Source organism: Streptomyces sp. NPDC001568 (assembly GCF_042893755.1).
Lineage (GTDB): Bacteria > Actinomycetota > Actinomycetes > Streptomycetales > Streptomycetaceae > Streptomyces.
Window position 1 is genome coordinate 71,784 of the sequence record NZ_JBIAVF010000007.1, and the last position, 18,400, is coordinate 90,183.

At 71.6% G+C, this 18,400-nt stretch carries 19 protein-coding genes; 13 read left to right on the top strand and 6 right to left on the bottom strand.

Annotated features, from left to right (window positions below; translation table 11 throughout):
- Nucleotides 1-169 precede the first annotated feature (169 nt).
- A complete protein-coding gene (locus ACFY0I_RS14605) occupies nt 170-754 on the top strand; it encodes a biotin transporter BioY (protein ID WP_388894609.1) in 585 nt (194 codons plus the stop codon).
- Between the two features lie 99 nt (nt 755-853).
- On the opposite strand, the gene ACFY0I_RS14610 is transcribed toward ACFY0I_RS14605, so the two are convergent.
- Nucleotides 854-2,290, bottom strand: a complete 1,437-nt coding sequence (locus ACFY0I_RS14610) for an amino acid permease (protein ID WP_388894612.1) — start codon at nt 2,288-2,290, stop codon at nt 854-856.
- A 220-nt stretch (nt 2,291-2,510) separates the two neighbouring features.
- Between ACFY0I_RS14610 and ACFY0I_RS14615 the strand changes: the two genes are divergently transcribed.
- Both ACFY0I_RS14615 and ACFY0I_RS14620 read left to right on the top strand, forming a co-directional pair.
- Nucleotides 2,511-2,999, top strand: a complete 489-nt coding sequence (locus tag ACFY0I_RS14615; RefSeq protein ID WP_388894615.1) for a ribose-5-phosphate isomerase — start codon at nt 2,511-2,513, stop codon at nt 2,997-2,999.
- 82 nt (nt 3,000-3,081) lie between these two features.
- Nucleotides 3,082-3,888 carry an Fpg/Nei family DNA glycosylase gene (locus ACFY0I_RS14620; RefSeq protein WP_388894618.1) on the top strand — a complete coding sequence of 269 codons (807 nt, stop codon included), beginning with the start codon at nt 3,082-3,084 and terminating at the stop codon, nt 3,886-3,888.
- Nucleotides 3,889-3,910: 22 nt separating this feature from the next.
- Here the strand turns inward: ACFY0I_RS14620 and ACFY0I_RS14625 are convergent, their stop codons facing one another.
- A complete protein-coding gene (locus ACFY0I_RS14625; protein ID WP_388894621.1) occupies nt 3,911-5,146 on the bottom strand; it encodes a GNAT family N-acetyltransferase in 1,236 nt (411 codons plus the stop codon).
- Nucleotides 5,147-5,263: 117 nt separating this feature from the next.
- Between ACFY0I_RS14625 and ACFY0I_RS14630 the strand changes: the two genes are divergently transcribed.
- The 3 genes from ACFY0I_RS14630 (at nt 5,264) to ACFY0I_RS14640 (ending at nt 10,097) form a co-directional block, all read left to right on the top strand.
- Nucleotides 5,264-6,406 (top strand): PP2C family protein-serine/threonine phosphatase, encoded by a 1,143-nt coding sequence (locus ACFY0I_RS14630; RefSeq protein WP_388894624.1) that lies wholly within the window; start codon nt 5,264-5,266, stop codon nt 6,404-6,406.
- A 344-nt stretch (nt 6,407-6,750) separates the two neighbouring features.
- A complete protein-coding gene (locus ACFY0I_RS14635; protein ID WP_388894627.1) occupies nt 6,751-7,632 on the top strand; it encodes an ABC transporter ATP-binding protein in 882 nt (293 codons plus the stop codon).
- Complete coding sequence (locus ACFY0I_RS14640) at nt 7,632-10,097, top strand: FtsX-like permease family protein (protein WP_388894630.1); 2,466 nt, start codon at nt 7,632-7,634, stop codon at nt 10,095-10,097. The genes ACFY0I_RS14635 and ACFY0I_RS14640 overlap by 1 nt, the downstream gene beginning before the upstream one ends.
- Before the next feature lie 264 nt (nt 10,098-10,361).
- Here ACFY0I_RS14640 and ACFY0I_RS14645 read toward each other — a convergent pair whose 3' ends face one another.
- Nucleotides 10,362-11,060, bottom strand: a complete 699-nt coding sequence (locus ACFY0I_RS14645) for a DUF4232 domain-containing protein (protein ID WP_388894633.1) — start codon at nt 11,058-11,060, stop codon at nt 10,362-10,364.
- A gap of 222 nt (nt 11,061-11,282) precedes the next feature.
- On the opposite strand from ACFY0I_RS14645, the gene ACFY0I_RS14650 reads away from it, so the two are divergent.
- The 4 genes from ACFY0I_RS14650 to ACFY0I_RS14665 all read left to right on the top strand — a co-directional run bounded on the left by ACFY0I_RS14650 (nt 11,283) and on the right by ACFY0I_RS14665 (nt 14,285).
- Nucleotides 11,283-12,671, top strand: a complete 1,389-nt coding sequence (locus tag ACFY0I_RS14650) for a pyridoxal phosphate-dependent decarboxylase family protein (RefSeq protein ID WP_388894635.1) — start codon at nt 11,283-11,285, stop codon at nt 12,669-12,671.
- A complete protein-coding gene (locus ACFY0I_RS14655; protein WP_388894638.1) occupies nt 12,668-13,123 on the top strand; it encodes an HD domain-containing protein in 456 nt (151 codons plus the stop codon). Before ACFY0I_RS14650 ends, ACFY0I_RS14655 begins: the two co-directional genes overlap by 4 nt.
- 154 nt (nt 13,124-13,277) lie before the next feature.
- The gene (locus ACFY0I_RS14660) at nt 13,278-13,472 is read left to right on the top strand and encodes a hypothetical protein (protein WP_361601697.1); all 195 of its coding nucleotides are present in this window, start codon (nt 13,278-13,280) and stop codon (nt 13,470-13,472) included.
- Between the two features lie 441 nt (nt 13,473-13,913).
- Nucleotides 13,914-14,285: a hypothetical protein gene (locus tag ACFY0I_RS14665; RefSeq protein WP_388894641.1), complete on the top strand. Its 372-nt coding sequence runs from the start codon at nt 13,914-13,916 to the stop codon at nt 14,283-14,285.
- Here ACFY0I_RS14665 and ACFY0I_RS14670 read toward each other — a convergent pair.
- Nucleotides 14,270-14,407 carry a hypothetical protein gene (locus ACFY0I_RS14670; protein WP_388894644.1) on the bottom strand — a complete coding sequence of 46 codons (138 nt, stop codon included), beginning with the start codon at nt 14,405-14,407 and terminating at the stop codon, nt 14,270-14,272. The genes ACFY0I_RS14665 and ACFY0I_RS14670 overlap by 16 nt on opposite strands.
- A gap of 186 nt (nt 14,408-14,593) precedes the next feature.
- The gene (locus ACFY0I_RS14675; RefSeq protein WP_388894647.1) at nt 14,594-15,349 is read right to left on the bottom strand and encodes a GntR family transcriptional regulator; all 756 of its coding nucleotides are present in this window, start codon (nt 15,347-15,349) and stop codon (nt 14,594-14,596) included.
- A gap of 78 nt (nt 15,350-15,427) precedes the next feature.
- Here ACFY0I_RS14675 and ACFY0I_RS14680 point away from each other — a divergent pair, with 78 nt between their 5' ends.
- The 3 genes from ACFY0I_RS14680 (at nt 15,428) to ACFY0I_RS14690 (ending at nt 16,907) form a co-directional block, all read left to right on the top strand.
- Nucleotides 15,428-15,706, top strand: a complete 279-nt coding sequence (locus tag ACFY0I_RS14680; protein WP_388895320.1) for a hypothetical protein — start codon at nt 15,428-15,430, stop codon at nt 15,704-15,706.
- Nucleotides 15,707-15,957: 251 nt separating this feature from the next.
- Nucleotides 15,958-16,182 carry a hypothetical protein gene (locus tag ACFY0I_RS14685; protein WP_328298637.1) on the top strand — a complete coding sequence of 75 codons (225 nt, stop codon included), beginning with the start codon at nt 15,958-15,960 and terminating at the stop codon, nt 16,180-16,182.
- Entirely contained in the window at nt 16,179-16,907 is a 729-nt protein-coding gene (locus ACFY0I_RS14690) for a GntR family transcriptional regulator (protein ID WP_388894651.1), read from the top strand. Before ACFY0I_RS14685 ends, ACFY0I_RS14690 begins: the two co-directional genes overlap by 4 nt.
- An 801-nt stretch (nt 16,908-17,708) precedes the next feature.
- On the opposite strand, the gene ACFY0I_RS14695 is transcribed toward ACFY0I_RS14690, so the two are convergent.
- The gene (locus ACFY0I_RS14695; RefSeq protein ID WP_388894654.1) at nt 17,709-18,239 is read right to left on the bottom strand and encodes a hypothetical protein; all 531 of its coding nucleotides are present in this window, start codon (nt 18,237-18,239) and stop codon (nt 17,709-17,711) included.
- Nucleotides 18,240-18,400 lie beyond the last annotated feature (161 nt).

Sequence of the window (18,400 nt, forward strand, 5' to 3'; positions counted from 1 at the left end):
ATGTCGCCCGTGATACGGATCACTTCAACTCGGGTGTAGGTCGGGATCTTTGTCCACTCCCCACGAAACCGGGCAGTACGGCTTTGTGCCGGTCGACGGTGGGGCGGCGGCCGGCCGCGGACTAACGTCACGGTGTCCCGATCGATCACCACCTCGCGGAGCCCCCACGATGAGCACTGCTTCCGTTTCCTTCCGGCCCGGCGCCGTCCTCGCCGACCTGCTGCCCGCGAGCCGCGTCCGCGACATCGCGCTGGTCGTCGGCGGAGCCGCGCTCACCGGCGTCGCCGCCCAGATCGCCGTCAAGGTCGACGGGCTGGCCGCGCCGATCACCGGCCAGACCTTCGCCGCCCTGCTGGTGGGCACCGCCCTCGGTGCGGGCCGCGGCTTCCTGTCCCTCGCGCTGTACACGCTGGTCGGCATGGCCGGGGTCCCGTGGTTCGCGAACGGCGGCTCCGGCGCGGGCGGCGCCACCTTCGGCTACGTGCTCGGCATGCTGCTCGCCGCCACCGTCGTGGGCGCGCTCGCGCGGCGCGGCGCCGACCGCTCGGTGCTCCGTACGGCCGGGGCGATGGTCCTGGGCTCGGCGGTGGTCTACGCGGTGGGCGTGCCGTACCTGATGGGCGTCACCGGGATGTCGCTCGGCGCGGCCGTCGCGACGGGCCTGGTCCCGTTCCTGATCGGCGACGCCCTCAAGGCCGCGCTGGCCATGGGCGTCCTGCCGACCGCCTGGAAGCTGCTGGGGCGCCGGGGCTGAGCCCGCGCCGCTCCCGCACGACAGCCCCGGACCGCGAGCGCGGTCCGGGGCTGTTTCGTCAGCAGGCGTGCGGTCCGTGTCCGGTCCGCCCGGGCAGTACTACGCGGCCGCGACGGCCTTGCGGCGGACGGCGTCGCGGATCGCGCCGATCGCGACGACCACGCCCGCCACGGCCAGCGACAGCAGCACGACCTGTCGGTTGGCGTCGTCGAAGACCATGTAGACCAGCACGAAGCTGATCATCGCGGCGGTCGCCCACGTCAGGTAGGGGAAGAGCCACATCTTGACGGTGACCTTCTCCGGCGCCTCGCGCATCAGGATCCCGCGCATCCGCAGCTGGGTGAAGCAGATCACCAGCCACACGAAGAGCGCGATGGCGCCCGAGGAGTTCAGCAGGAAGTTGAAGACGGTGTCCTTGAAGGCGTAGTTGAAGTAGACGGCGGCGAAGCCGAAGACCACGGAGCCCAGGATGGCGGCCACGGGCACGCCCCGCTTGTTGACCTTGGCGAACGCCTTGGGCGCGTCGCCGCGCTCACCGAGCGAGAACGCCATGCGCGAAGCGGTGTAGAGACCCGAGTTCAGGCAGGACAGCACGGCCGTCAGGACGATCACGTTCATGATCTGACCGGCGTGCGCGATGCCGATCGAGTCCAGGGCGGCGACGTACGAGCCCTTCTCGGTGATCGACTTGTCGTTCCACGGCAGCAGGGTCAGGACGACGAAGATCGAGCCCAGGTAGAAGATGCCGATGCGCCAGATCACCGAGTTGGTGGCCTTGGTGACCGCGCGGCGCGGGTCCTCGGACTCGCCCGCGGCCAGGGTGACGATCTCGCTGCCCATGAAGGAGAAGACGACCATCAGCACACCGGTGAGGATGGCGCCCAAGCCGTTCGGCGCGAACCCGCCGGTATCGGTCAGGTGCGCGAAGCCCGCGCCGGGGTTGTCCGAGCCGGGGAGCACGCCGAAGACGGCGAGCATGCCGATGACCACGAACGCGCCGATGGCGACGACCTTGATCCCGGCGAACCAGAACTCGAACTCGCCGTACGAGGCGACCGAGCCGAGGTTCGTGATCGTCAGCACGACCATCACGATCAGCGCCCAGGCCCACTGCGGGACGGCCGGGACCCAGCCTTCGAGGATGACGGCGCCGGCGGTGGCCTCGACGGCCAGCACGACGACCCAGAAGAACCAGTACAGCCAGCCGATGGAGAAGCCGGCCCAGCGGCCGAGCGCGCGGTCGGCGTACGCGGAGAAGGAGCCCGAGTTCGGGCTGGCCGCGGCCATCTCGCCGAGCATCCGCATCACGAAGACGACCATGGCGCCGACGAGGAAGTACGACACGAGGATGGCGGGGCCGGCCTTGGCGATGCCGCCGCCGGAGCCTACGAACAGGCCGGCGCCGATGACGCCGCCGATGGCGATCATGGAAAGGTGGCGGTTCTTGAGACCGGCCTTCAGTCCGTCGGAGGGCTGGCCGTCACCGGGGTTGCCGGAGGGGTCGCCTGCCTTCTGAAGGGTCGTCGTGGAGCTCATGGACGGATCCTTAGGTTCTCGGGTTTCGAGCCCCGGCATTCAAACCCGACACGCCGTCGGGACGGAAGACCCTATTCCGTATCGTTGCCTCGGGCACGAAGTCCCGGACCTTCGTCCCGCCGCGTCCCATCTGCGTTGTTGTGGATTATTTGAGCTTCGGGAGTGACCTACGCGACACCCCTCCACCGGCCTTCGACCGTCCGCATGCCACACTCGACCCATGCGCGTGTACCTCGGATCCGACCATGCCGGTTTTGAGCTCAAGAACACCCTGGTGGACTGGCTCAAGAACAACGGCCACGAGCCCGTCGACTGCGGGCCCCACATCTACGACGAAGTCGACGACTACCCGCCGTTCTGCCTGCGCGCCGCGGCGAAGACCGCCGCGGACGCCGACAGCCTCGGCATCGTCATCGGCGGCTCCGGCAACGGCGAGCAGATCGCCGCGAACAAGGTGAAGGGCATCCGCGCCATCCTGGCCTGGAGCGTCCAGACCGCCGAGCTGGGCCGCGAGCACAACAACGCCAACGTCATCTCCGTCGGCGGCCGCATGCACACCCAGGACGAGGTGATCAGCTTCATCGACGCCTTCCTGAAGACCCCGTACTCCGAGGCCGAGCGTCACACCCGTCGCATCGACATGCTCACCGCGTACGAGCGGACCGGCGAGCTCCCCCCGATCCCGGCCCACCACCCGCAGGACCAGTAGGACCCCGCCCGTGCCGCCGGACCGGAGTCCGGCGGCACGGTCATGTTCACGTGTCCACGTGATCACGCCGAGGAGAACAGCCGTGCCCGAAGGGCATACGATCCACCGCCTCGCCCAGGACCACACCGAGCGGTTCGCCGCCCGACCCGTCCGGGTCAGCAGCCCCCAGGGCCGCTTCGCCGAAAGCGCCGCCCTGCTCGACGGCCGCACCCTGGAGAGCGCCGAGGCACACGGCAAGCACCTCTTCCTCGAACTCGGCGACGCCTGGATCCACATCCACCTCGGCCTCTTCGGCAAGCTCGGCTTCGGCCCCGCCCCCGCCCCGCCGGCCGGTGACACCGTCCGGCTGCGCCTGCTGAACGACGAACACCACGCCGACCTGCGCGGGCCCACCGCCTGCGCGCTGCTCGCCGAGGGCGAGAAGAAGGCGATACACGACCGGCTCGGCCCCGACCCGCTGCGCCCGGCCGACGACCCCGGCCGCGCCTGGGCCCGGATCTCCCGCTCCCGCACCACGATCGCCGCCCTGCTCATGGACCAGAAGGTCGTCGCCGGAGTCGGCAACGTCTACCGCGCCGAGGTCCTCTTCCGGCACGGCATCGACCCGTACCGGCTCGGCAAGGACCTCACCCGCGCCGAATGGGACGCGATGTGGACGGACCTCGTCGCCCTGATGCGCGAGGGCGTGCGCCACAACCGCATCGACACCGTCCGCGACGAGCACCTCCCCGAGGCCATGGGCCGCCCGCCGAGGGTCGACGACCACGGCGGCGAGGTGTACGTCTACCGCAGGGCGAACATGCCCTGCCACATCTGCGGGGGCGAGATCCGCACCGCCGACCTCGCCGCCCGCAACCTCTTCTGGTGCCCGACCTGCCAGACCCGCTGACCGCTCGACGGCGCCCCGGCGCTCAGAACTGGTGGGGCAGCCAGGGCGCGACGTCCCCGGCGAAGCCCCGCGAAGCCTCCCGCAGCGCGCCCGGACGCAGCTCGCGGACCCGGCCCGCCGCCGCCAGCGAGTTCAGCGTGACCCCGCCCAGGTACGCCGAGCCCAGCTCCCGCACCGACAGCTCCAGCTCCGCCGCGTCCTCGGTCCGGGCGCACCGCGCGCCACCCCGGGCGTCGGCCGTCAGCCGCCACCGGCCCGTGTTCCACGGGCAGAACGCGTCCTCGACCTCCAGGACCACGTCCAGCGGAGCCCCGTAGGCCCGCGCCTCCAGCGCCGCGCCCAGTTCCACCAGCCGCAGGTGCAGCGCGTCCCGCTGCCGCGCCCGGGTCCGGCGGACGTCACTGACCAGGTGCAGCAGCGGATCGTCCATCGGCCGCCCGAACGCCCGCACGTGCCAGGTCAGGTCGATCTCGAAGAGGTAGCGCCACAGCGCCGCGTACGCCACCGGGTCCACCGCGTTCACCTCGCCGACGTGGACCTTGCCCTCCGAACCCGTCGGCTCCCAGTCCGGCGTGACCCGGTAGCGCGCGTACCCGACGACCTCGCCGTCCGCGCCCTCGGCCACCACGCACTTCAGCGGCGACGCGCCCGCCCGCCGCCCCGGCGGATCCAGCAGCCCCTGCCGCTCCCAGCCCGGCCGGCGCGCCGTCATCCCCGGCCGGGACGGGACAAGCGCCGCGTAGACCCGCTCGCAGTCGGCCAGCGCCTTCTCCGGGTCCACCAGCCGCAACCGCACCGCGTCCGCCCCCGGCGGCGCGTTCAACCGCGCGCGCGTCGTGTCGATGTCCACGGACAGGGCGTACGCGGCCGTCCCGTAGCCGAACCGCCCGTAGATCTCCGGCTCCGAGGCGGTCAGCACCGCGATCGGCTCACCGCCCGCACGGACGTCGTCCAACTGGCGGCGCATCAACGAGGTCAGCACCCCGCGCCGGCGGTGCGTCGGCGCGACCCCGACCATCGTGACCCCCGCCGCGGGAACCAGCGCACCGCCCGGCACCGACAGTCGGAAACTGAACGCACCGGCCGAGCCGACGCACGTCCCCTCGTCCCAGACCCCCAGCGAACGCTCCGGCTCCGTCAGGGACCGGTACAGCTCCCGCTCCTCCGGCGGCTCGGCCACACCCCCGAACGCCAGTTCCAGGTGGTCGTACCAGACATCCCACTCATCGGACTGCAATACGCGCGTAACAAGTGCCATAAGGCCATGCCTACCAGGGCCTTCCGCCCCGTACGAAGCGAATTTCTCCCGGAACGGACCGATCGTCGCGGGGGTACCCCTGCGCACACACAGCCAGGATGGATAGGGTCCCGAACAATGGCCGGAGCACGCGTGGAGACGCTCACGGCCCGGGCGCGCATGCTGTCGCACCGGGCCCGCACCGCCCTGCGCAAATCCGCCGTCGACTACTTCCGCGGCGACGCCTCCGACTGGCTCGCCTTCGGCGGCCTGCTCCTGACCATTCCCGCCATCGCCTGCGGCACGCTCATGATGCCGGTCTGGTTCTCACCCTCCGCCCTCGTCCTGCCCATCGTGGCCGGCGGCCTGCTGCTGCGCCCCGCGAGCCTGCTCGCCCTGTACGCCGCCTCGGCCGCCGCCCTCATCGTCGAGGCCCTCGTCCTCGGCCCGTACACCCAGGGCCCGGCCAGGGTCACCCCCGGGACCGTCCTCGTCGTGGCCGCCTGCGGCTTCTTCGGACTGGTCATCGCCCAGTTCCGCAGCCGCGTCGGCGTGCCCTGGAGACGCGGCGGCACCATGCTCTTCGACCTGCGCGAACGCATCCGCGTACAGAGCAAACTGCCCGCCCTGCCCCGCGGCTGGCACCGGGAGATGGCCCTGCGGCCGGCCGGCGGGCAGTCCTTCTCCGGCGACTTCGTCGTCGCCGCCCGCACCAACGGCGGCCGCACCCTGGAGATCGTCCTCACCGACGTCTCCGGCAAGGGCATGGAAGCCGGCTCCCGCGCCCTGCTCCTGTCCGGCGCCTTCGGCGGCCTGCTCGGCGCGCTGCCCCCGCACGGCTTCCTGCCCGCCGCCAACGGCTACCTCCTGCGCCAGGACTGGGACGAGGGCTTCGCCACCTCCATCCACCTCGTCCTCGACCTGGAGACCGGCGACTACGAACTCCTCTCCGCCGGCCACCTCCCCGCCCTCCAGCTCTCCGCCGGCACCGGCCGCTGGCAGGAGGTCTCCGGCGAAGGACCGCTCCTCGGCGTCTACGACGGGGCCGAGTTCGAGCCCGCCCGCGGCAACCTGCGGCGCGGCGACGTCCTCATGCTCTTCACCGACGGCCTCGTCGAGACCTCCGAGCGCGAGATCAGCGAGGGCATGGACCGCCTCACCGGGGAAGCCGACCGCTACGTCGCCGCCGGCTGGGACGGGGCCGCCTGGCACCTGATCGAGAAGGTCGCCAAGGACGTCAACGACGACCGCGCGCTGCTCCTGATCCGCCGGTCGGCCTGATCGGGCGTTCGGCCTTGTCGGCCTTGTCGGGCTGAGCGGTCCGGTCGGTCCGACGGGCCGTTCGGCCGGCGCGGCACGCCCGGTCCCTTTCGCCCGGTCCCTTTCGCGCGGCCGGTCCGATCCGCACGCACGGCCCGATCCGCATGCCGGTACGTCGGGCCCGTTGCCGCGTTGGCGTCGTCGACCCACCCCCACCCGCCCGGTGGGGTTTACCCCACCCCCGACCGACCGGCCTCCGCCATGTCCCCGGCACCCGCCGCTCCGTAGCGTCGAGGACATCACCGCGGCAGCGCACGGCAGGCCGCGGCGGACACGGCGGACGACGGCACGGAAGGCGGCACACCATGGGGCTCCGGCGGAGCAAGCGGCGGGACCAGGAGACCTCGCGGGGACCGGTACAGGAGTCGGGGCGGTCGGCGCGGTCGACTCGGACTCGGGCGTACGAGGGCCCCGACCCCGCCCCCTGCGCCGTCGAACTGCGCGGCGTCCGACGCAGCTACGGGCGCGGGGCCTCCACCGTCCACGCCCTGCGCGGCATCGACCTCAGCCTGCCCCGCGGCAGCTTCACCGCCGTGATGGGCCCCTCCGGCTCCGGCAAGTCCACCTTCCTGCAGTGCGCCGCCGGACTCGACCTGCCCACCGAGGGCTCCGTCCGCCTCGGCGGCACCGAGATCACCGGAATGAACGAGAACGAACTCACCGAACTGCGCCGCAGCCGCCTCGGCTTCGTCTTCCAGGCCTTCAACCTGCTGCCCTCCCTCACGGTCGAGCAGAACGTACTGCTCCCGATGCGCCTCGCCGGAGGCCGCGCCGCCTCCCGCGGCGCGGAACGGGCCGCCGACCTGCTCGACCGGGTCGGCCTGGAGGGCAAGGGCCGTCGCCGTCCCGCCGAACTCTCGGGCGGCCAACAGCAGCGCGTCGCCATCGCCCGGGCGCTGGTCACCCACCCCGACGTGGTCTTCGCCGACGAGCCCACCGGCGCCCTCGACACCACCACCGCGGCCGAGGTCCTCTCCCTGCTGCGTGACGCCGTGGACTCCCTCGGCGCCACCGTCGTCATGGTCACCCACGACCCCGTCGCCGCCTCCCACGCCGACCAGGTGCTCTTCCTCGCCGACGGCCTCATCGTGGACCGGCTGCCGCGCGGCTCCGCGGACACCGTCGCCGCCCGGATGGCCGCCCTCACGGCCCGGCCCGCCCCGGCGTACGCGGGTGCGGCGCTCTGATGCCGATCCGCCCCAACGGCCTCGCCCGCGCGGCGGTCCGGTTCCGTCCGGCCGCCTTCGTCGGCACCTTCGTCGCCCTGTTCATGACCGTCGCCATCGTCTCCGCCTGCGGCATCCTGCTGGAGAGCGGCCTGCGCGCGAGCCTCCCGCCGACCCGCTACGCCACCGTGCCCGTCGTGATCGCCGCCGACCAGGAGACCCACCTGCGGGTCGGCAGCGGCGAGGGCTCCTACGAGGTCTCGGCGCCGGTCCCCGAACGCGCCCGGGTCGACGCCGCCCTGCTCGAGGTCCTGGCTCCCCTCGGCCGGGCGGTGCCCGACGTGGTGTTCCCCGTCCGCGACGCGGCCGGCGCCGTCCACGAGGCCTCCGGCTGGGGCGCCACCGCCTTCACCGGTACGAAGCTCGCTGCCGGCCGCGCGCCCGGCGCGGGCGAGGTCGTCCTCGGCGGCGCCTCGGCCGCGCCCGGCCAGGACCGGGTGACCCTGGACACCCCCGTCGGAAAGCGCGAGTTCCGCGTGGTGGGACGCACCGACGTCCCCGGCGCCCATTTCTCCGACCCCGAAGCCCGCACCCTCTCCGGCCACCCGAACACCCTGGACGCCGTGGCCCTCCTCCCCAAGGCCCCGACCGGACCCGCCCCGACCGGACCCGCCACGGCCCCGGCCGCGTCCGACGAGCGGCTCGCGGCCTCCGCCAGGTCCGCCGTCGCCGGCCGGGCCGAGGTGCTCACCGGGGCGGACCGCGCCGTCGACCGGCGGCTCGCCGGCGCCAAGGAACTCCTGACCGCCCTCGGCGGCTCGTTCGGCGGCACCGCCACCCTCGTCGCCGTCTTCACCGCCGCCGGTACCGTCGCCCTCTCCGTCGGGCAGCGCTCCCGCGAGTTCGCCCTGCTGCGCGCCGTCGGGGCCACCCCGCGCCAGATCCGCCGTACGATCGCCACCGAGGCCCTCCTCGTGGCCCCCGTGGCCGGCGTACTCGGCTGCCTGCCCGGCTACGCCCTCGCCTCCTGGTGGTTCGGCGCGCTCCAGGCCAAGGGAGCGGTCCCCGCCGCCGTCGAACTGTCCGTCTCCTGGATCCCCCTCGTCTGCGCCGCCGGCATCGGCCTGCTCACCGCCCTGATCTCCGGCTGGGCCGCCGCCCGCAAACCGGCCCGGATCCGCCCCGGCCAGGCCCTCGCCGCCGCCGCGGTCGAACGCGTCCGCCCCGGGTGGATCCGTACGCCCCTCGGCGTCCTCGCCCTCGCCGGCGGCGCCGCCTGCGGAGGCCTCGCCGCCAGCGGCAGCGGGCCGGACGCGGCCAACGCCGCCCTCGGGGTCGTCATGCTCTTCATGCTGGCCGTCGCCCTGCTCGGCCCCCTCATCGCCCGCGCCTGCGCCGGCATCCTCGGGTTCCCGCTGCGCCTCGGCGACGCGTCCGCCTCACTCGCCGCCGCCAACTCCCGGGCCCACGCCCGACGGCTCGCCTCCGCGATCACCCCGATCGTGCTCGCCATGGCCTTCTCCTCGACCCTGGTGTTCCTGCACACCAGTGAGGACCGGGCCACCCGCGAGCAGCAGACGAGCGGCCTGCTCGCCGACCGCGTCGTCACCGCCCCGCCCTCCGACGTCGCCTCCCGGCCGCTGCCCGTCGGCGTCACCGCCGCCGTACCCGTCACTCGTACGTCCGTCATCGCCGAACTCGGCTCCGGCTCCGACCACTGGCTCCAGGGAGCCTCCGCCCAGGTCGTCACCGGACCCGGCGCTGACCTCGCCCGGGTCCAGGACCTCGGCGTCCGCGAGGGCGGCCTCGACGCCCTGCGCCCCGGCACCGTCGCCGTCGACCGCAACCTCGCCGGCTCCGCGAAGGCCGGCCTCGGCGACCGGCTCCGACTGCGGCTGCCCGACGGCACCGAGGCCGCCCCCGAGATCATCGCCCTCTACACCCGCGGGCTCGGCTTCGCCGAGGTCACCCTGCCGGCCGCCGACCTCGCCGGGCACATGACCTCCCCGGCCCCCACCGAACTCCTCGTCCTCGGCGACTCACCCGCCCTCGCGGAACTCGGCCCCGTCACCGACCGGCGCGGCTGGACCACCGCGCAGGACACCGACCGGCAGGTCAACGCCTGGGCCAACACCACCATGGCGTCCGTCCTCGGCGGCTTCGCGGCCGTCGCCGCCGTCAACACCCTGGTCATGACCGTCCTGGACCGCCGTCGCGAACTGCGGATGCTGCGCCTCATCGGCTCCACCCGCCGTCAGGTGCTCCGCATGATCCGCTGGGAGGCGCTGCTCATCACAGGTACGGGCGTCACCCTCGGCTCCGCGATCGCCCTCGCCACCCTGTTCCCCATGACCCGGGCCCTCACCGGCGCCCCGCCGCACATCCCGCCGCTCCTCTACGGCTCCTTCGTGGCCGCGGCCCTCGCCCTGGGTCTGGCCGCCACCACCCTCCCGGCCCGCAACGCCCTCCGCCACCCCGGCCCCTGACCGGGGCCGGACCCGCCCCGGACCGGCCCCGGCGGTTCACCGGCTGCGGTGGTCCGGGGCGTCCGGGGCCGACCCCGGTCGAGGGTCCGCCCCCCGCGCCACTCGGACGACGGCGCTCCAGATCCCGGACCGGGACACCGCGCAACCCCGGTCCCGGCCGACGGCCACCGCGAAACGGCAGCCCGGCGTCCGCCGCCCAGGAAGGCGCCCACGGGGGCGAGCCAGGCGGCCCCGTCCCGGGCTGTCGCCTCCGGCGCCCGCCCGTTACCGGGTCACGGCGGTCCAGGGGCCGATGCCGAGCCTGCCGGTGTTGCCGAGATCGATGGACCGCCCCAGTTCCAGGGTCTGTCGGGGCGCGCCGGGGCGGGGGACGACGTCCAGCACCCAGCCCTCGGCCACCGGCACCGTCGGGTCGGTGACCAGGTTCCGCCACACCAGCCCCATCCGAGCCGCCTGCCCCGGCTGGAGCGTCACCCGCTGCGGCGCCGCGTCCAGCCCGGTCCCCGTCGCCACTCCGTTCGACCCGGGCGCGACGGACACCTCCACCGGCCGTCGCTGCCGATCCAGCACCCGTACCTGCGGATGGCCGTTGAGTACGTAGGGCTTCGTACCGCAGTTGACCAACTGGACCTCGGCCACCCGCAGCCCCATCGCCGCGTCCCCGGCGCCCTCCAGCAGCCGCACCCCGCCCTCGGGACAAACGTCCGATGAGCCCGAGCCCGAGCCCGAGGCGCCCGGCGCTCCGGGGGAAACGGGCGCCCCGTACACCGGCGCACTCGGATCCAACCGGCCCACCTTCGGCGCGCCCGACATCCCCGACATCGCGGACGCCCCGGGCGTCACCGTCGGCAGCCCGGACGGCGCCGCCGGACCGGAGCCCGCCGCTCCCGTGCCGCACCCCGCCACGGCCACCAGACCCACCGTCAGGACCACACCCCGCACCCACCGCTTCATGACCACCATCCCCCGACCCTACGACCGCCCCACCCCCCGCCCGCCCCACCCCAACCCCCGGTCCTCCCCACCCCCGACCCCGCGCCCAACGCCCGCACCGCCCCGCGATCGCAGGCAGCCCCCGGCCCCTCGCCTCGCCCCGGTCCGCCCCGCCCGCTCCCACCCCCACCCCGGCCAATCGCAGCGAATTGGCACGTCCCCGCCGTCCCCGCCACCGTCTACCGTGCCGCCATGGACCGCAGCCTCGCCGATGACCTCGCCCGCCTCCCCGAACTCCTCGACGCCACCCGCCGCGCCGCGACCGAGGCCCTCACGACCCTGGACGCCCGGCCCGTCGTACCCGCCCCCGGCTCCCCGCCCCCGCCCGAACCGCTCCCCGAGCACGGCGACGGCACCGAGCAGGCCCTCGCCGAGTTCCGCACCCGCTGGGCCCACCGCCTGTCGGCCTCCGCAGGCCCCCGCTACCTCGGCTTCGTCACCGGCGGCGCCACCCCCGCCGCCCTCGCCGGGGACTGGCTGACCGCCGCGCACGACCAGAACTCCAACTCCTCCTTCGACGGCGCCGGTCAGCTCCTCGAACGCGAGACCGTCGGCTGGCTCCGCGAGCTCTTCGGCCTCTCCGACGCCCACAGCGGCACCTTCGTCAGCGGCGCCACCATGTCCAACACCACCGGCCTCGCGATCGCCCGCGAATGGCTCGGCGAACGCCTCGGGGCGTCCCCGGCCGAGGACGGCGCCGCCGTCCTCGGCCCCGTACGGGTGCTCTCCGGAGCCCCGCACTCCTCCATCGCCAAGGCCCTCTCGTTCCTCGGCCTCGGCCGCTCCGCCCTCGTACGGGTCCCCACCCTGCCCGGCCGCGAGGCCGTCGACCCCGCCGCCCTGGCGCGGGCCCTCGCCGACACCCCCGGCCCGGCGGTGGTCGTCGCCAACGCCGGCACCGTCAACACCGTCGACTTCGACGACCTCCGGGCCGTCGCCGCCCTCAAGGACCACCACGACTTCTGGCTGCACACCGACGCCGCCTTCGGCGCCTTCGCGGCCCTCTCCCCGGAACACGCCCACCTCGCCGACGGACTCGACGCAGCCGACTCCGTCTGCGTCGACCTCCACAAGTGGCTCAACGTCCCCTACGACAGCGCCGTCCAGTTCACCCGCCGCCCCGACCTCCAGGCCCGCGTCCTCCAGAACGCCGCCGCCTACCTCGGCCCCCTCGGCGACCACCCCGACCTGGTCCACCTCACCCCCGAGAACTCGCACCGACTGCGCGCCCTCGCCGCCTGGTTCACCCTGCGCGCCTACGGCCGCCGCGGCCACCGGGAGATCGTCGAACGCGACATCGCCTGCGCCCGCTCCCTCGGCGAACGCCTCGACGCCGACCCGGCCTTCAGGCTCCTCGCCCCGGTCCGGCTCAACGTCGTCTGCTTCACCCTCGCCTCCGACCCCACCCCCGAGCGCCTCACCGCCCTACGGGAGGCCGCCGCCGCCGAGGTGTTCGTCACCCCGACCGTCCACGAGGGAACCCCCGCGCTGCGTGCCGCGTTCTCCAACTGGCGTACCACGCAAGCAGATGTACGCCGGGCCGCCGAGGCCCTCAGTACGGCAGCGAAGGAGATCGCATGACGGGACAGCCACTGACCCTCCTGGAGGTCGAAGCCCTCGCCCGCGCGGCGCACGAGGGTCAGACCGACAAGGCCGGCCGGCCCTACGCCGAGCACCTCGCGGCGGTTGCCGAGGGCGTCCGCCTGCGCGGCGGCAGCCCCGAACAGCAGGCCGCCGCCTGGCTCCACGACTCTGTCGAGGACGACGCCCTCAGCGCCGAATGGCTCGCCGGCGCCGCGCTCCCGGACGCGGTCAAGGCCATGGTCCTGGCCCTCACCAAACGCCCCCGGGAACCGCTGGAGGAGTACGCCGCCCGCATCCTGGCCACCCCGGGCGCCGTCCTCGTCAAGGAGGCGGACCTCGCGCACAACGCCGACCCCGTCCGACTCTCCGTCCTGGACGACCCCACCCGCGAGCGGTTGTCCGCGAAGTACGCGTATGTCCGCTCCCTCCTCGGCATCATCACGCCGTGAGCCCGGCAACACGCCCTCGCGGAAGGAAAGACGCGAGGGCGATTCGTCACGAGACGGATAGCCGGGGCCGGTTGGTGGGAGGATGGAACGTGTGGGGGTGCGCAGGGCCGCGCACCCTCGGCCGGCCAGGGGACGACCGAAGGTGTGATCAGTAGTGGCCATTTCGCTGTCAGTGGTGGTTCTGTTGGCGATCATCCTGGTGATCATGATTCGCGGCAAGCACATGAAGGCCGGCCCCGCGATCGTCGCGGTCCTCTTCGGCTTCTTCCTCGCGTCCAGCTCCATCGCCCCGGACGTCAACCGCTTCCTGAACTCCCTCGCCGACACCATCGCCGGCATCAAGCTCTAGGGAGCCCCCGCCACGGCGCCCCCACGCCACGCCACGCCGCGCCGCCCGCGCCCACCGAAGGCGCGGCGCACACCCGGCCCCACGGCGGGGCACGGAGCCGAACGGCGCCCCCGGGAACGGCGAAGGGCCAGGTCGAGGAAATGTCCTCCGACCTGGCCCTTTTCGCTTCAGAGCGGGTGACGGGAATCGAACCCGCGTAGCTAGTTTGGAAGATCGCGTACGCGCCCGGCCTCTCACCAGCCAAGCGCCTGACCTGCACGTCCCCGCCCACCCGTCCGGCATTCCCCGAGGCTCCCCGCCGACGCCCGCCCGATCGGGCACGCAGGGGACACGGTCTCCAGGCCCATGGGGGTATCAGCGGCGAGTGGCATACGCGGTTGTGATGCGTTGCTGTCGCGTTGCAGGATGCCACAGGGGGTGGCTATGGATCGGGATCAGTTGATGCGGCTGCTAGCCGGCGACGACGAAGCGTCCAAGGCCGCGCTGGCCGCCCTTGTCGATGGCGACGACTTCGTCGTATGGGAGGACGGAACCCTGTCCTCCGAGGAGCAGGCCCGCAGATACGAGTACCGACGTGGGTCGTTGCGGCGAAGAGGCATAGAGACCCTGGGCCTGGAACGAGCGGTGCAACTGCTCGGCGAGCGTGACCAGCCGATCCGCCTAGGGAAGATCACATCTGTCGACCGGTCACGGATTTTCATGCTCTTCCTCACCGAAGACGGGAGCGCACTGATGGCCTGCATAGGCGGACAGCGGCCCGATGGGCGCCCTCCCCGGCAGGACCTCGATCGGCGGCCTCAGAGGTCGTCCTGAGACCGCTCAAGAGCTTCCATGAACGCGTTGTGGAAGACGAGCTCGGAGGCCCGGCATGGGGCGGTGATGAACATCTGCTGAGCCTCGCCGAGGCTGCACCCCACCACCTGCCTGGTCACCATGACCGCATCCACGCCGTCACACCCGATCTCCTTCAGGAAATCCTGTAGAGCCCCAGCGTCGTGGTTCTGATCCCAGACGGGCTGCGCCGTCAAGGCCAGGCCGGCTATCCGGGCCTTTCGCTCCACGTCCACAGTGGGTTGCCCTCTCTCATGCTCGCCAGGTGCTCGGGGTGGTACTGGGGCGCGCTAGCGACTGACGGGCACCTCGTAGACGATCTCGCACAGCGCGGCCGGGATGACGATGTCCGCGGTCTCCACGGGCTGCCCCTGGTCGCTGTAGTACGTCCGCCGGATGTGGGTCACCAGGGCCGCCTTCTGGGTCCCGAGAAGTGACGCCTCCTCGGCGGTCGCCTGCCGCGGCTCCGGCTGCTCCACGGCGTGGCTGACCGTGATCCCAATGACGGCCATCCGGTTCACGACACCAACGCCGGCGTGCGGCCCGCCCTCTGGCAGGACAACGAGCGTGCTGGCGGTGAGCTCGTACGGCTCCCAACTCGTCGACAACTGCACAGGCCTGCCATCGGCAAGGAACTCGTACACCGTGCGCACACACAGCTCCCCAGCCGGGATCCCGAGACGCGCGGCGATCTCGACCGGCGCGGGAACCTTCGCCTCGGTCCGGCTCTCCCAGTGCCCCTGCCTACCCAAGGCCTGCATGTCTGCACGGAACGGAGAACCACCCGGCTGCTCACGAGCAGACGACCGGACAACCCGCACGCGCTGCCGTGGCTCCGCGACGTACGTACCCGAGCCCGCGCGACCCTCCAGTACTCCCTGGGAGATCAAGAGCTCCTGCGCCCGACGAACGACGTTCTCGCCAACGCCACACTCCTCGGCGATCTGCGTCCGCGAGGGGAGCCGGTCACCAACGTTCCAGTCATGCTCCGCGATCCGCTGCCGGAGTACGTCGGCGATACGGAGATAAGGCGGCTGCTCAGGCATGTAGAAAATCTAGTCCACTAGCTCTAATCTAGTTAACTAGCTTCACTCAACGTGTTCACTCGGCGACGGAGGCCCTCGGTGCCCGCTTCGGAATCAAGGGCCGAGAGCATCGCTGCGCGACTGTCCGCCCTGGGTCTGGCCACGCGAGTGGAGGAGCACGCCCGCTACACGTCGATCGAAGCGGAGGTACCGGAAGCGCTGCCCGCCTCCACATGGCAGGAGGCCCTGGAAGTGGTGGCGGAGGCCGACCGATTCGGGCTCCAAGCCAGCAGCTTGACCGGCCGCACCCTATGGGCCGCCGTACGCAAAGCGGTCCCCGCGACGGGCGACGTCCGGGGACCTGGCCGACAGCAGTAGGAGCTGATCAGCATGTCGAACCGTACGATCCCCACCACCGCCCGCACCAGTGGGCGCCCCCTCCGGCTGGCCTTACCGCCCGGTGCAGAACCCACCCCCTACCGGTCGAGCTCGTGCGCGATCGGCACCCATCACGAGTGCGCGCAGTCGTCCCCCGCCACGGCACCGGTAGGCGTCCCCGTGATCTACGAGGCCTGCGACTGCCCCTGCCACACGCCAAGCGACCTGCCCGAACCGCGGCAGGTGACCCAGTGAGCGGATGGACCCCAAGTGGTGCCCTCGCCACAAACGTCGAGATCACCTCGACCACCGTCCAACGCGGCGACGTAATCCAGATCGGCGGCCAACCGTGCCGCGTCATCGACCTGATCCAACTCCCCGCCAGCGCGAAGCGACTCTGCTTCGAGTCGGGCGAACTCCTGACCATGCATGCCCGAACCCGCTTCATCGCCCTCCGCATGCGGAGGAACTGGTGACCCCACCCGCACCCACCCGCCGCCACGCCATCGCCGACGACCTCCGGAACCAGATCTCGGAGGGCCACTTCAAGGCCGGCGAACGCCTCCCCTCAGAAGTCCAACTGGCCGCCCGCTACGCGGTCAGCACACCCACCCTCCGGAACGCCCTCGCGCTCCTCCAGGCCGAAGGCCTAGTGGAGAAGATCCACGGCAGCGGCAACTTCGTCCGCCACCCGCTCCGTTGGGCCACGTACATCGGCGGCGGACACACACCGAGCACACCGACCGCGGCCGATGGGGCCCTCCACACCACGGTCCGCGCCACCAACCTCCGAGCGCACGGCCATCTGACCGCCCTCCTCAAGGTCTCGCCCCACAGCCCCCTGACGGAGTTCCTCTGCCTCAGCCACGAGGGGAAGACACCGCACAGCCTGGCCCTCATCTACGTCCCCCGAGACCTGGCGCCAGCCAACGTCCCGGAAGGGCTGTTAGCCGCACGACTGCCAGACCTGCGCCCACCGCTGGCCGTGGTCCAGGAAACGGTCAGCACCCGTCTCCCCACTCCCGACGAAGCGACGACCCTCCGCATCAGCTCGACCCTGGCGATCCTCTCGATCACCCGCGTGGCGACCGACACCACCGGCCGCGTGGTCGAGGCGGCCCTCCTGGCACTCCCCGGCGATCGCGCTGATGCCGTCTTCACCACCCACCACACGACCGAAGCCAGGAGGGCGGAAGCGTGACACCCTCCAATGAACTACGACTCCTGCCATGGTCAGGCCCGGACGGCAAGCCCTGTTTCCTGAGCTCCGATGGCAATGTTGGCTACCTCTCCCGCCTCGCCGACAACGCTGAGGTCGTGCAGCTCGGCTTGGGGGCCGAACTCCTGGACCACGCCGTTGACGTCCTCGCCGACCAAGAGGTGGATTCGGTTGAACTCCGCCTCTTGGCAATGGATCTGGCGGGAGCCTTGAGAGACGTGGTCCGCGTAGCAACGAGCCGCGGCCGCCGTCTAGCGATACCAACACCCTCCACCGGCGAAGAACACACCGAAGCCCCTTGCCGGCCAGCGGCCTCCGACTAATAGCACGCACCCCAACGACAGCGAAGCCCCCCCAGCCGATTGGTGGGGGGCTTCACTGTCAAACGGGTGTCGGCGACAGCTGCTTTGTAAGCTCGGCCGGGGCGGTGGTATACGGGGTCTGACCTGGGAAACGAAGGCTCCACGGGACCGCTGGCCACTGCCAGGATCCACCCCCGTTGTTGTCAGATTTGATTGTCAGGATGACGGGCACTCACGCTGTTGTTCGGCAGGTCAAGACGCCATGTGATGTTGAGCATCGTTACGACTGCGCCACGGTCACCGATCCGCCTACCAGGTGTGGGAACCTCGGAGGGGATTCAGTGTGGCGAATCTGAGGCTTCGTGCCCACCGCTGATCTGGGCCCCCTCTCTCTTAGTTCATGTGCCAGGTGTGCGGTCCGGTTGAGTCGCTCCGCGCGCCGGATACCGGCCGACACGTAATAATTCCGACACAGTTGAACTCACAGAGACATTCCAAGCAGCCTATTCTGTTCGCTCTTCAGTCGAGAGAATGAGGCCTCAATGTAAGCAGTGAAATCTTTGCCGGGGTGCGCTATCAAAGCACTCCTGGGAGATCCCTCGCGCTCCTCCATGGCGGAAATGTCCAGGGCGAGGACATGGGCGCAAAAATCGCGAAGAGGCAGTGGCATTACGGCCTCATCTATCAAGTCCGCGTGCTGGATGATCAGGTCGCGCATTCGATGATTTGTGGGAATGAGTACCTGGTCGCGCCATTTTTGCCATTCGCCGGATTCGGCTGCTGGGTCCCTTGCATCCTTGTCCGGCACAAAGGAGGCCCGCAACGCATCCCAGACCCGTTCGTTGCTGCTGACTAGAGTGTTGAGAGGTCCGTAAAGCTCTCGGAGCTGGCTGTTGATGCGCGTAATACGGGCCTGCCGCCGCTCCTGTCGAATTTGGGCTCGCTGGTTGAGGAGGAAGGCCAGTACAGCGACGACGATGCTTGCGCTAGCGGTGGTGATGGCTGCTGTCACACCACAAGTGTGTCTGAGTCCAGCCGATTTAGGTACAGGGTGGTGGCTACGGTCTGCATGGTGGCCACGGTCTGCGTGGTGGCCACCTTGGAATCTGGCCAGTCAGGCTGACAGAGTCACAGTCGCCTTGTCCACTATCGGATGCCGTATGCCTCTGTGAT

Bases quoted from the DNA above. Each gene is read 5' to 3' on its own strand.
- ACFY0I_RS14605 (WP_388894609.1), top strand. From the start codon at position 170: ATGAGCACTGCTTCCGTTTCCTTCCGGCCCGGCGCCGTCCTCGCCGAC.
- ACFY0I_RS14610 (WP_388894612.1), bottom strand. From the start codon at position 2,290: ATGAGCTCCACGACGACCCTTCAGAAGGCAGGCGACCCCTCCGGCAAC.
- ACFY0I_RS14615 (WP_388894615.1), top strand. From the start codon at position 2,511: ATGCGCGTGTACCTCGGATCCGACCATGCCGGTTTTGAGCTCAAGAAC.
- ACFY0I_RS14625 (WP_388894621.1), bottom strand. From the start codon at position 5,146: ATGGCACTTGTTACGCGCGTATTGCAGTCCGATGAGTGGGATGTCTGG.
- ACFY0I_RS14630 (WP_388894624.1), top strand. From the start codon at position 5,264: ATGGCCGGAGCACGCGTGGAGACGCTCACGGCCCGGGCGCGCATGCTG.
- ACFY0I_RS14635 (WP_388894627.1), top strand. From the start codon at position 6,751: ATGGGGCTCCGGCGGAGCAAGCGGCGGGACCAGGAGACCTCGCGGGGA.
- ACFY0I_RS14640 (WP_388894630.1), top strand. From the start codon at position 7,632: ATGCCGATCCGCCCCAACGGCCTCGCCCGCGCGGCGGTCCGGTTCCGT.
- ACFY0I_RS14645 (WP_388894633.1), bottom strand. From the start codon at position 11,060: ATGGTGGTCATGAAGCGGTGGGTGCGGGGTGTGGTCCTGACGGTGGGT.
- ACFY0I_RS14650 (WP_388894635.1), top strand. From the start codon at position 11,283: ATGGACCGCAGCCTCGCCGATGACCTCGCCCGCCTCCCCGAACTCCTC.
- ACFY0I_RS14655 (WP_388894638.1), top strand. From the start codon at position 12,668: ATGACGGGACAGCCACTGACCCTCCTGGAGGTCGAAGCCCTCGCCCGC.
- ACFY0I_RS14665 (WP_388894641.1), top strand. From the start codon at position 13,914: ATGCGGCTGCTAGCCGGCGACGACGAAGCGTCCAAGGCCGCGCTGGCC.
- ACFY0I_RS14670 (WP_388894644.1), bottom strand. From the start codon at position 14,407: ATGGTGACCAGGCAGGTGGTGGGGTGCAGCCTCGGCGAGGCTCAGCAG.
- ACFY0I_RS14675 (WP_388894647.1), bottom strand. From the start codon at position 15,349: ATGCCTGAGCAGCCGCCTTATCTCCGTATCGCCGACGTACTCCGGCAG.